Below are 12,184 nucleotides of genomic sequence, written 5' to 3' on the forward strand. Positions count from 1 at the left end.
GCTTGGTTAGGTAAATATGACTATTATCCATTATGCTCCTTCGCAGTGCCCGAGCTTTGTGATCGAATACCAAGATGATGACATTTTGGTATTAAACAAACCCAGTGGGCTGTTGTCTGTGCCAGGTAAAGCCGCCGAGCACAAAGACAGCTTGCAACTGCGCATTCAACGGGTATTCCCCACGGCCACCATTGTCCATCGTTTAGACATGGCCACATCCGGATTGATGGTCATGGCGCTTAACATGGACAGTCATCGTAAATTGTCTAAATCGTTTGAACTTAGACAAACGCAGAAGTCGTATCTAGCAAGGGTGTATGGTCAAATTGAAAGCGCTCAAGGCAGTGTCGAATTACCCTTAATTTGTGACTGGCCGAACCGCCCTAAACAAATGGTCGATCATGAACGGGGCAAACCGGCATTAACCCATTTTAAACGGCTTGAGTACGACACCACAGAAACCTTAGTCGAACTCACGCCTGTTACGGGTCGCTCTCATCAATTAAGAGTGCATATGCTAAGCTTAGGTCATCCGATTTTAGGTGACCGATTGTACGCAAATGATGCTGCGTTAGCGGCGGCATCACGATTACAATTACATGCTAAATCCTTAGCATTTGCCCATCCTCAGTCACAAACCCCCATGCATTTTGATTGTCCCGCACCGTTTTCATTCAAGTGTGCCGGCGCTGAGACCGATAACCCTTTTATATCGATATAAAAATGGCAAACTCCCTAGATTATGAGCACTGTGATTAAACTGAGTACATTGCTGCTAAGCGTAGCGGTCAATTTGACTGCTTTGGCGCAGCAATCCATCGACGTCGATGCACAGGACATAGAGTACGGCCAATTTGCTGATCAATATGACATGCTACTGGCTGGCGAACAAAGTATTGCGATAGTCATTCAAGAGTCCAACACTGCAATTACTCGAGGTGTTGCGGTACTGCTAAGCGAAGCGGGCAGAAACCCGTTTAGTCAACATGGCCTCAAGCTGCTCACCAAGACACTCAATGATGTGGGTTGGGTGACAATGGTGATGCCCGCCCCACTGGTTGGCTTTTGGCCAGAGGCATCGCTCGAGCAAGAAGCTCAAGCAGATCAAGCAGAACAACAGCAAACTACGGCACAGCAAGAGCAAACATCTCTCACAGAGTCTGAGCAAACTGATAGCTCAGAAGCTGCAATTCCAAAGTTACCGAATCAAGGCAATAGTCACATTGATTCCGAAGCCTTTGCAAAGCATGAGCAACAGCTGATTTTACAAATGCGCGCCATTGAACCCAAAGCCGCACAATACCCTGGCTTTTTTCTTGTCATTGCACAAGGAAGCAGCGCCGCTTGGTTAACTAAAATATATGCCCAGAATAAGTTAGGCAACCCCGATGGATTGGTTGTAGTCAGTCCCTACTGGCCAGATAGACATTACAATCAACAGTTCCCACAGTGGCTAGCGGCAACTCAAATGCCAGTACTAGATGTGTATTCACCTTGGGATCCAGCATGGTCTACGCAAACCGTTGAAGCCCGCAGAATCGCGGCACATAAAGCTTTAAAAATGATCTATCGGCAACGGGAGCTAACGGGACAGAAACCGGACCAACAGCAGTATCTTTGGTTAGCAAAAGAGATATACGGTTGGTTAACGCATATGGGCTGGTAGCGCCAGTTAAGGTCTCATCTGGGTGTGTAACTGGGCTATTTCAAGCCACCAAATTTCCCCATATTTCAAATGGATATTAAAATTGTAGGCCCAAGGCACAGCAATGGTGTAATAGACGTCTATACTTTCACTATCCGATAAATCTTTTTTCAGCCATTGGTTCGTGAATATTCAACATTTTATTGATTTAAAGGCCAAACAGCTGTCGTATTTCGTCAGAGGGTTTTGGTCTTACAAAATACCTTATTTAGAGGTGGATCTTTACTTCTGGGATACCCTAGAGGAATGGGCGCATATTAAGAAAAGTGAAAATGAGCCCTATAGCCAAAAAGAAAGAGTGTTTTGGCACCTTCTTCATCAGCTACATTTTTGGCCCGAACAAAAATTGCTACAAGACCCCTATCTACGTTCAGAAATGGAAACCTGTCTTAGCTACCTAGAGGGCGCCGGGCAGTACCCTCTCGACTGCATTGGTATTAGACCCTAACACAATCATCAAAATCACCATCAACGCTATCCCACTATTTTGCAACTCAACCTCCAAGTCACACCCGATTATAAATAGCTTATTTTTGCGCACTTCACTTGTGACTTTAAATTAGACATTGAACTGTAAGGGCAGACATGATCCAATACGGTTTTCATCATGATGTAGAGCTGTTGTGCGCGAAACCCTGAAGTCCACGTTGTTATGTTACAAAGACAAACGCCTGTTATTCGTTTTTTTGTTTGGCGTCGCCAGTGGATTCCCGTGGGTCATGATTGGTTCGGCGTTGTCGGCGTGGTTACAAGAAACCGGACTTAGCCGTTCCTCTATTGGGTTATTCGGCTCAATTACCATTGCTTACTCGATTAATTTCTTTTGGTCGCCATTGCTAGATCGCATCAAACCGCCCGTGTTGGGCCAAAGACGCGGCTGGATAGTCACCTCACAATTCATGATTGTATTTGCCTGTTTAGGCATGGCCCTGATCCCAGTTGAAAATAATCTATTGATTATTGGCTTAGTCGGCTTTTCTATCGCAGTGTTTTCAGCGACTCAAGATATTGCCGTCGATGCTTATCGCATTGATATCATTAAACCCTATGAAAAAGACAAACTTGCTGCGGCCTCATCCATGGCCACTGCAGGTTGGTGGACCGGATTCGGTGGGCTAGGCGCCATTCCTTTCTTTATTGCCGATCTGCCTAATTGGCAATGGTCAGAGATTTATTTGGTTTTGGCCGCCATGATGGCAGGGCTCATGCTCATGGTTTTTTTCAGTGATGAACCCATTACCGACCGACTAGCGCAACAATCTGCCGCGAGTGTGAAGTATGCGAAACAATGGGTAGGTGATAAAAGCATGAACTCCCTAGAGCGCGCGGTTAATTGGTTGCTGGTAACTTTGATTGAACCGTTCCGAGATTTTTTCAGCCGTAATACCTTTAAAATTGCCATTTCTATTTTGTTATTTATTTTTCTATTCAAAATAGGCGAGGCATTTTTAGGCCGCATGAGTATCGTGTTTTACAAAGAATTAGGCTTTACTAACAGCGATATTGGTAGTTATTCCAAGCTGTTGAATTGGTGGGTCACTATAGTGTTTGCCGTACTTGGTGGCATGGTGAATATTCGCTACGGAATCTATCGTGGACTGATGACCGGCGGGATCGCGATGGCGGCAAGTAACCTTATGTTTGCATTGATGTCAGTGGTGGGACCAAACAAGGCGTTATTTGCCGCCGCAATCTTTGTCGATGGTTTTACTGCAGCATGGAGCTCAGTGGCACTTGTAGCCTTTATTTCACTATTGTGCAATCAAGCATTTTCAGCTTCGCAATACGCCTTGATGGCCTCGTTGGGCACCTTGAGTCGAACCATGATGGCCTCGGCCAGCGGGTTTATTGTTGATTGGATGAATGGCAATTGGGCTGCATTTTTCATTCTCACCGCAGTCATGGTGATACCCAGTTTGGTTTTGTTGTATTTCATTAAAGACCACATCGCTGAATTGGAGCAGCGCTACCATCCCGCTCCCCCAAGCTAAACGCTTAGGAAGTCGGTCGGTGCAGAATTCGGCAGAATTACGATCTAAACCCTGTAGCTTTAACGTTTAAAAACAGCAGACTTTATTTCTGCCGCCTTCTTTGGCCTTGTATAGTGCCTGATCAGCCTTTTCTAACCACACCATGTGATCTTTGTAGGTTTTATGCACCTCAGCAACCCCCAAACTCACGGTAAATCGAATTACAGTACCTTCGTATTCGGGAGTGAGGCTTTCGCATGACCGACGAATACGCTCAGCGACCACCAAGGCATTTTCTGCACTGGTTTCGGTTAATAGCACTGCAAACTCTTCACCACCATAGCGTCCACATACGTCAGTTTCCCGCACAGACTTGTTAATCACCTGAGCCAAGGTTTTGATAATGTGATCGCCCGCGGGGTGACCGTGAGTATCATTGACCTTTTTAAAGTGATCAATGTCGAGCATGATCACTGAACCTGTCGAGTTATTTCGCATTATCCGTTTATGTTCAAGTGCAAAGGTTTCTTCCCAGTGGCGTCGATTAAAAACTCCAGTAAGACCGTCTACGCGACTGATCTGTTTAAGTTGCTTGTTGAGCGACTGGATCCCCTTCTTATTGAGGGCTTCATCGGTAACGTCGTAAACCACAATACAAATTTGTTGCACATCACCAGTTACTGACGTTAACGGAAATACGGTGACGTTTTGATACATAAAATCTGACGCAGATGTGATCGGACGACTAGTATCAAATTTAAATAAGAAGGAGCGCTGCTCCCAGATGATAAACGCGGGGCTTTTGAGGTTGAACACGGGTTCTGTCTTGATAGTAAACCATTCTTTATCGATTTCCGGAAAGAAATCAAACACCGATTTCCCTTTAATCTTGCTCGGTAAAATCCCACTATTGTTCTCCATGAACTGGTTCCAAACCAGCACATTGAAGTCTCGATCAAGTACAGTTAAACCGATTTCGATTGAACCCAGTAAATCAAACTGCCAATGCATTGAATCAATATCTTTAAAATCATTCGCCATGCGTTATTCAACCACCTTAACAAGTTTATCAAACATTAAATCAATTGACCTATCTGGGAACAGCAACAACAAATCAAAGTTGATTGACTGACTTTTAATGGCGTAACCAATCTCAATCGCCAGAACTCTATTCCAACGAGACACATTGGTATTCAGCAAATCATCAAGGCCACAGTGTTGTCCTAGTACGATAGGATGGTTGTGGGTGAATTTAACATTTAATTGATCTGACAGAGCCGTTAAGCAAGCACTGACCATGATGTTAGTCACATCCATTAAGGCTTCAAGCTCCAACTGATTATTTAATTTAGTGTGCTTATAGTTGAGCAGTTTCACCATGTTAGCGAAATTAGAATCGTTGAAAATTAATAGTGCTTCGCCACTGATCCCGGCACTTAAAAACCCCTGAGATATTGCTGATACACTTTCATTGCGGCTAATTTCGGCGATTGCCATGTGCAACTCAGTGGTTTCAATCAGATTGACATTTGGAATAGGCAGGTCGATAAATTGATTGAGTAATTGCGCTAGTTTTTCGCCTGCTTGCCCCATTGCCACGTTCGCCATTTCGCGATAAGCATCTAACTTTTCAGTCAGTGGATCAGTCGTTTTCTCGGCAGGTGGCGCTGTTTTAGCACGCTCGGTCGCTTTGCCATCACCAGTATATATGCCATATTGCGTTAAAATGGTGGTTAGCTTTTTATTGTCCACTGGCTTACGGATGAAATCCAGCGCCCCCATTTTCATCATTCGCGTGCGGGCTTCTGGCTGAACATCTCCCGACACCACGACTACCATAGTCGGCAAGTCTTGTTCTTTGATGACCTGCATGGTTTGATAGCCGTCCATTACTGGCATGTTTAGATCCAGGAACATCACATCTGCGTTGCCCTGCTTTATTTGCTCGATAGCTTGTTGACCATTTTCGGCAAAACTTATTTCAACGTCCCAGCCATCTGGTACCGAACGAGCCATCTGTTTTCTAGCAAACCCTGAATCGTCACAAATAAGGACTTTGGTTGTCATGATTAGATTTTCTCTGACATTTGTGTGTATTTTTACATCGCCGAAAAAGCAACGCACCTCGTCATTGCAGGTACAAAACGGTTATTTGATTAGTACCTTGCAATCAATTTACTTAATCTTCACGTAATAGTAAGACTGTAATAGCAAAAAGTCATCTTTGTGAGGCACATTTTGATATTTACTTACATGAGCAGCTAACAATTCATCTGACGTCAAAGAGTGGGATCGTTGACAGTTTCATGCTTAAATAGCGACCGCTGCTTTGATATGCGGATGAGCTTGATAACCGACTAATTCGAAATCGTCTATGCTGAAGTCAAACAAGCTTTTTACGTCCGGATTTAACTGCATCTTTGGCAGTGGAAAAGGCTGTCGCGATAATTGTAACTTGGCTTGCTCTAGATGGTTGGTATACAGATGAGCATCACCAAACGTATGCACGAAATCACCAAGCTGAAGATCACATACTTGTGCAATCATCATGGTGAGTAACGCGTAACTTGCGATATTAAAGGGCACACCTAAAAAGATATCACCACTTCGCTGATACAATTGGCAAGACAATTTATTATCGATCACATAGAACTGAAACATGGTATGACACGGAGGCAAAGCTTGTTTCCCTGCCGCGGCGTTTTCTTTGGGTGACATTGACGTATCGGGTAATACGGTCGGATTCCAGGCACTGAGCAGCAGTCTGCGAGAATCAGGATTGGTTTTTATTTGTTGCAACAAATCACTGAGTTGATCGACTACCTCGCCATTGGCACCTTCCCAACTTCGCCATTGCTTACCATAGACAGGACCTAACTCACCTTCTGGGGTGGCCCATTCATCCCAAATACTGACACCATTCTCTTTAAGATAGGCAATGTTAGTATGCCCTTTTATGAACCACAACAATTCATGAATAATCGAACGTAAATGACATTTTTTAGTGGTGATTAACGGAAAGCCGTCAGCCAAATCAAAGCGCATTTGATAACCAAAAATACTTAATGTGCCCGTGCCCGTGCGGTCTTCTTTTCTAGTGCCATTCTCAAGTACGTGGCGCATTAAATCGAGATATTGTTGCATTTAAGCCTTCCTACCCTTGGGAGATTTTTTTGGTTCAGGCACAAATGGTTGATTGCATTTGTATGCCCATATGATTAACCCAATGCCACCTATAATCATTGGTAACGACAACATTTGACCGCGACTGAACAGGCCTAGGTACAAGTCCATCAAATGCGCGTCGGGCTGTCTAAAGAATTCGATAAAGAACCGAAAACTCCCATATCCTACCAAAAATACGCCACTGATCGCACCTATCGGTCGGGGCTTTTTAGAGTACAACCATAAGATTGCAAATAGCACCACACCTTCTAACGCAAACTCATATAATTGTGATGGGTGTCTTGGTTGTGGACCGGCATTAGGAAAGATTATCGCCCAAGGTACATCCGTCGTTCTCCCCCAAAGTTCAGAGTTAATAAAATTACCAATCCTCCCAGCGCCCAATCCGATAGGCGCTAAAGGCGCGACAAAATCGGCAACCACCAAGAAAGGCACTTTTAATCGTTTTGCTGATAACCATAATGCAGCAATCACGCCCAATAGTCCGCCATGAAACGACATTCCACCTTCGTTGATCTTAAACAAATAGATGGGATCATTGATAAATTGTTCAAATTGATAAAAAAATACGTAGCCAAGTCGTCCACCGATGATCACGCCAAGGAAGCCCCAGAAAAGCAAATCACTAAGCTGATCTTTACTCCAACCTGTGCGTTCGAGTCGACGATTTGCCAACCACCAAGCAGCCACAAACCCCACTAAATACATCATTCCGTACCACTTAGGGCTGAGTATTCCCCAATTGAATATCGCTGGGTCAATTTGTGGCAGGGTGTAATAAGTTTGTGACATAGTTGGGTTTATCCTAATAGCATGCGCAGACTTACAATGACTAAGAAGCCTGCAAAAATATGTTTCAATCGTTGTGTGTCTAGGTGGTGACTTATTTTAGCCCCCAGTCGTGCGGTAAATATGGACGTGATAACGATGCCTAATGCGGCCGGCAGATATATATAACCAAAAGACCCCGCTGGCAGATTTTCCACAAACCAGCCAGCCTGAATAAAGCTGAGTGAACCAAATACAGCGATAATCAATCCACAAAAAGCAGCACAGCCAATGGCGTGTCGAATATCAACTCTAAACCAAATTAAGGCAGGCACCATCAATGCACCACCACCAATACCCATAAAGGCTGAAATGATCCCTGTGACAATACCAATAATTATCAAAGTCGCGATGGTAATCTGCTTGTCAGATTTTTTGGGTTTCATAAATACCATTTGCAACGCAATCAAGATAACCAGCACGGCGAAGACGCTCTTCAAATCGTCGGCCGCCAATCTTGTTGCAATTTGAGGACCGAGCAACGCCCCGACTCCAATACCCAATGCGCACCACACCACCAAGTAACGGCGAATATTTCCCAGTTTATAATGGGCTAACGCGGAAGACATACTGGTTAAGATAATGGTCGATAATGACGTGGCGATAGCCATAGGCATCGCTAATTGCAGTGGAATTGATAACTCATTTAAAAACACATAAAGCAACGCGGGCACGATAATCAAGCCGCCACCGATCCCTAACATTCCTGCCAAAACACCGACCACGGCCCCAAGGGCCAAGTAAACGAGATACAATAAGGGAAAATCTAACAATTAAATACCTGCTCTGACAAGGCCACCCAGACCAATTATTTCTAAATACAAATCAACTTGCTCTCGGACCTGTTCGGGGTTATCGCATTCTAAAACGTCGTGCAACAGCTGAGTGGCATGTTGCATAGTGACACTTCTTATCACCCACTTCACTTTTAATAAATTGTGGCTATTCATGCTAAGTTTGTCGTACCCCATCGCCATTAACAAGATTGCTCCACCTGGCTCGCCCGCCATTTCACCACAGACAGTGATAGGAATATTGAAGCGCCGAGATTGCTCAACAATACTATTAAGCGCACTTAGCACTGCGGGATGATAACTGTCGTATAATCCGGCAACTCGCGAATTATTGCGATCTACCGCGAGCAAATACTGAGTAAGGTCATTGCTACCAACTGAAAAGAAATCGACTTTCTTGGCTAATTGTGGAATTTGATAAAGCACAGCAGGAACTTCCAACATAACGCCGATTTTAGGCATAACCAGTTGTAATTCAGAGCCACGAATTTCATCATTTACCTCATGAAATGCTTGGCGAATGAGCCTTTTAGACTCGCTCACTTCCGACACTGAGGTCACCATAGGTAACATGATCTGCAAATTTCCCAAACCAATATTAGCGCGTAACATGGCACGTATTTGCACCAGAAAAATTTCGGGATGATCGAGTGTCAAACGAATGCCGCGCCATCCCAAAAACGGGTTTTCTTCGGAAATAGGAAAATACGGCAAGGGTTTATCCCCACCGACATCCAAGGTGCGCATTGTTATCGGTTTATCCGGTGCTGATTCGAGCATTTGCCGATAAAGAACCATCTGCTCTTGCTCAGACGGAAACCGCTCTCTGAGCATAAAGGGCACTTCAGTTCGATATAAACCAACGCCTTCACCGTAAGTAAAATTGGTATTTTCCATCTCCGCTGACAAGCCAGCATTAATGAACAGCGATATACTGTGGTTGTCTTTGGTGACACAAGGTAAATGTGCTTGCTCTAAGATCCGGTCGGATAGCTCTTGCTCTTCATTAACCAGCGCCTCAAACTCGCGCTTTACGCTTGTCGAAGGCGAAACAATGACTTCTCCTGAGTACCCATCCACCAGCAGCTCTTTACCATCAAGCAATGACAAAGGCGCATTTGAAAGCCCCATAACAGCAGGTAGCCCCATGGCCCTGGCTAAAATTGCAGCGTGCGAGTTATTCGAGCCACGCACTGAAATTATGCCTCGAAGTTTAAGTGTGGAATGCTCAGCAAGCATGGTTGCTGTAACTTCTTCGGCAACGAGTATCGCTTCTTGATCACAACCTATTTTTCGCTGTGATGGACTTTCAGAGCCTAGAATATTGGCCAGAATCCGGTTCGATAAATCTTCAACATCCACCGCACGCTCTTGCATGTAGGGATCGCTCATATTGCGAAATTGTTGGATATAATTTTCCACCACAAATTTCAGTGAACTTGCGGCGTCCCATCCGTCTTTAATGCGAGCCTCAACCTCGTGTCCTAAGCTATTTGCATCGAGCAAGTGATTGTAGATTTGAAATATCGCTTGTACGTCACTTGGCACTTGGGCTTCAACACGTTTAGACAACTCATCGACTTGCCCTCTGGTGATACCCACAGCGTCACGATATTTGCTAATTTCGGCATCAGGTTGATTGGATCGTTTGGCGACCTGACTGTCAAGAGTCACCTTGAAGTTGGGCACAAAACCGATACCCATCGCCAAGCCCGATGAACCGGGTACACCAGAGATTTTTCGTTGCCATTTATTACGGTTATTCTCGTCGACAAAAGAGAGAAAGCCGCGAGTTTCAGCATGTACGATTTCTAGTGCTATTTGAGTGGCAAGGGTAACAAGGAAAGCCTCCTCATCTTCGCTGAATCTGCGCTTTTTCTTTTGTTGTAAAGTAAGCACGCCCAGCACTTTACGCTGATGAATAATAGGCGCACCGAGGAAGGCGTGGTATTTTTCTTCTTTTACTTCAGGGTAATGTTTAAAGCGCGGGTGAGACTGAGCATCTACGATATTAAGCGGCTCTTCGCGTTGACCGATTAAACCGACCAAACCTTCCGAGAAACCGACGGCAACCTTGCCAACCGCAGCCGTATCAAGACCGTCTGTAGCCATCATTAAAAAATGTTGTTGTTCATGGTCAGCTAAGTAAATTGTGCAGGAATCGACGCTCATAGACTCAGTAATACAACGCGTCAGGTGCGTCAGAGCATCCTCTAAAATAGGGATTTTACTGACTTCCTGTACAATACGTTTAAGTGTTCTAAGCATGGCTTCCTAAGATTGCCTTCTACGTCGACGACTCCGTTGGGGTTGGTGTTGTTTGACATAGGTAGGCATAGCAAAAGGCACAAATTCTTTCATCACACGGCGATATACATCACGTTTGAACGACACGACGTTACGGACCGGATACCAAAAGCTCACCCAACGCCAGCCGTCAAATTCAGGGTGACTTGAACTCAATACATCAACGTCGGCTTCATTGCATTCAAGCTGCAATAAAAACCACTTTTGTTTTTGGCCAATACACACTGGATTGCTGCCTTGACGGATCAACCTTTTGGGCAGTTTATACCGCACCCAATTTTTAGTTACGCCTAATATCTTTACGTGTTCTGGTTTTAGTCCAACTTCCTCATTTAGCTCTCGATACATTGCTTGTTCAGCAGTTTCACCTTGATCTATTCCGCCTTGTGGAAACTGCCATGAATGTTGCCCATAGCGCTTTGCCCAAAATACTTGCCCCATCCTATTGCAAATCACTATACCGACATTCGCGCGGAATCCTTCGGCATCAATCACGTTGACTCCTGGGGGATTGATTTCTTTAATATTTTGCCATTCTTCCATAAACTAACAACCAATCAAAGCAATATCATCATCGACCTAACAATCACTTGGTTATTGTCGGTTTAATTTGGAACAAGAGGAATTCACTTGATTTCACCTGCGACTAGTCCCCCTACAAGTATTACGCAACTGCTCGAACGCGCACAGGCGCTGGCCGGGCTGACGTTGGGAGAGTTAGCGGAAGCGGCAGGAATTCATACGCCGATAAACTTTAAGCGCGAAAAAGGCTGGACTGGTCAGTTGCTAGAAAAGTACCTAGGGGCTGACGCTGGATCGTCACCACAGCAAGATTTTCCGCATTTAGGGGTAGAATTAAAAACCATACCTATCGACGGCTTTGGGGCGCCACTGGAAACCACCTATGTGTGCTACGCTCCGCTAACCAATATTGCTGGAGTCACCTGGCAAGCCAGCAATGTCCGTAATAAGCTCAACTGTGTTTTGTGGGTCCCTATCGAAGGAGACCGAGCCATCGCACCAGCACACAGACGCGTCGCTACAGCCTGCCTGTGGCATCCAAGCGAGACTCAATTAAACACCCTGAGCAACGATTGGGAAGAGCTCATGGACATGATCGCATTGGGTAAAATAGAAAACATCACTGCAAAACATGGACAGGCACTACAACTTCGTCCTAAAGCAGCCGATGGAAGCGTCTTAACCGACGCCATCGGCGCAGATGGCTCAATGATCAAAACTCGCCCAAGAGGGTTCTATTTGCGCAAACAGTTTACTCATCAAATTCTTTTAAACGCTTTTAGTGACTAGTTTTGCCTTCTTATCAATTCATGGACAGGCACTACTATCAATTCATGGACAGGCACCAAACTTAGTCCTAAAGCGCAGAACAT

12 protein-coding genes are annotated in these 12,184 nt (G+C 44.8%); 5 read left to right on the forward strand and 7 right to left on the reverse strand.

What is annotated here, in order from left to right:
• Positions 1-16: 16 nt before the first annotated feature.
• The 4 genes from ABD036_RS04675 (at position 17) to ABD036_RS04690 (ending at position 3,696) form a co-directional block, all read left to right on the forward strand.
• On the forward strand, positions 17-721 hold the full coding sequence (locus ABD036_RS04675; RefSeq protein WP_343857004.1) for an RluA family pseudouridine synthase: 705 nt from the start codon (positions 17-19) through the stop codon (positions 719-721).
• A gap of 21 nt (positions 722-742) precedes the next feature.
• Complete coding sequence (locus ABD036_RS04680) at positions 743-1,666, forward strand: DUF3530 family protein (protein WP_343857006.1); 924 nt, start codon at positions 743-745, stop codon at positions 1,664-1,666.
• A 163-nt stretch (positions 1,667-1,829) separates the two neighbouring features.
• A complete protein-coding gene (locus ABD036_RS04685) occupies positions 1,830-2,153 on the forward strand; it encodes a hypothetical protein (protein WP_343857008.1) in 324 nt (107 codons plus the stop codon).
• Between the two features lie 175 nt (positions 2,154-2,328).
• Positions 2,329-3,696, forward strand: coding sequence for an AmpG family muropeptide MFS transporter (locus ABD036_RS04690; protein WP_343857010.1), 1,368 nt, complete (start codon positions 2,329-2,331; stop codon positions 3,694-3,696).
• A gap of 66 nt (positions 3,697-3,762) precedes the next feature.
• Here ABD036_RS04690 and ABD036_RS04695 read toward each other — a convergent pair whose 3' ends face one another.
• The 7 genes from ABD036_RS04695 to rppH form a co-directional block, all read right to left on the reverse strand.
• The gene (locus ABD036_RS04695) at positions 3,763-4,716 is read right to left on the reverse strand and encodes a GGDEF domain-containing protein (RefSeq protein ID WP_343857012.1); all 954 of its coding nucleotides are present in this window, start codon (positions 4,714-4,716) and stop codon (positions 3,763-3,765) included.
• 3 nt (positions 4,717-4,719) lie between these two features.
• The gene (locus ABD036_RS04700) at positions 4,720-5,742 is read right to left on the reverse strand and encodes a response regulator (protein WP_343857013.1); all 1,023 of its coding nucleotides are present in this window, start codon (positions 5,740-5,742) and stop codon (positions 4,720-4,722) included.
• A gap of 243 nt (positions 5,743-5,985) precedes the next feature.
• Positions 5,986-6,819, reverse strand: a complete 834-nt coding sequence (locus tag ABD036_RS04705) for a thymidylate synthase (RefSeq protein WP_343857014.1) — start codon at positions 6,817-6,819, stop codon at positions 5,986-5,988.
• Complete coding sequence (gene lgt / locus ABD036_RS04710) at positions 6,820-7,653, reverse strand: prolipoprotein diacylglyceryl transferase (RefSeq protein WP_343857016.1); 834 nt, start codon at positions 7,651-7,653, stop codon at positions 6,820-6,822.
• Positions 7,654-7,661: 8 nt separating this feature from the next.
• Entirely contained in the window at positions 7,662-8,462 is an 801-nt protein-coding gene (locus ABD036_RS04715; protein WP_343857018.1) for a sulfite exporter TauE/SafE family protein, read from the reverse strand.
• Positions 8,463-10,751 (reverse strand): phosphoenolpyruvate--protein phosphotransferase, encoded by a 2,289-nt coding sequence (gene ptsP / locus ABD036_RS04720; protein ID WP_343857020.1) that lies wholly within the window; start codon positions 10,749-10,751, stop codon positions 8,463-8,465. It abuts the gene before it with no gap.
• Between the two features lie 6 nt (positions 10,752-10,757).
• Positions 10,758-11,285: an RNA pyrophosphohydrolase gene (gene rppH / locus ABD036_RS04725; protein WP_343857990.1), complete on the reverse strand. Its 528-nt coding sequence runs from the start codon at positions 11,283-11,285 to the stop codon at positions 10,758-10,760.
• A gap of 138 nt (positions 11,286-11,423) precedes the next feature.
• Between rppH and mutH the strand changes: the two genes are divergently transcribed.
• On the forward strand, positions 11,424-12,101 hold the full coding sequence (gene mutH / locus ABD036_RS04730) for a DNA mismatch repair endonuclease MutH (RefSeq protein ID WP_343857993.1): 678 nt from the start codon (positions 11,424-11,426) through the stop codon (positions 12,099-12,101).
• Positions 12,102-12,184 lie beyond the last annotated feature (83 nt).

Origin of the sequence: Aliiglaciecola litoralis (genome assembly GCF_039523355.1) — a bacterium.
GTDB lineage: Bacteria > Pseudomonadota > Gammaproteobacteria > Enterobacterales > Alteromonadaceae > Aliiglaciecola > Aliiglaciecola litoralis.

Bases quoted from the DNA above. Each gene is read 5' to 3' on its own strand.
- ABD036_RS04675 (WP_343857004.1), top strand. From the start codon at position 17: ATGACTATTATCCATTATGCTCCTTCGCAGTGCCCGAGCTTTGTGATC.
- ABD036_RS04680 (WP_343857006.1), top strand. From the start codon at position 743: ATGAGCACTGTGATTAAACTGAGTACATTGCTGCTAAGCGTAGCGGTC.
- ABD036_RS04695 (WP_343857012.1), bottom strand. From the start codon at position 4,716: ATGGCGAATGATTTTAAAGATATTGATTCAATGCATTGGCAGTTTGAT.
- ABD036_RS04700 (WP_343857013.1), bottom strand. From the start codon at position 5,742: ATGACAACCAAAGTCCTTATTTGTGACGATTCAGGGTTTGCTAGAAAA.
- ABD036_RS04705 (WP_343857014.1), bottom strand. From the start codon at position 6,819: ATGCAACAATATCTCGATTTAATGCGCCACGTACTTGAGAATGGCACT.
- lgt (WP_343857016.1), bottom strand. From the start codon at position 7,653: ATGTCACAAACTTATTACACCCTGCCACAAATTGACCCAGCGATATTC.
- ptsP (WP_343857020.1), bottom strand. From the start codon at position 10,751: ATGCTTAGAACACTTAAACGTATTGTACAGGAAGTCAGTAAAATCCCT.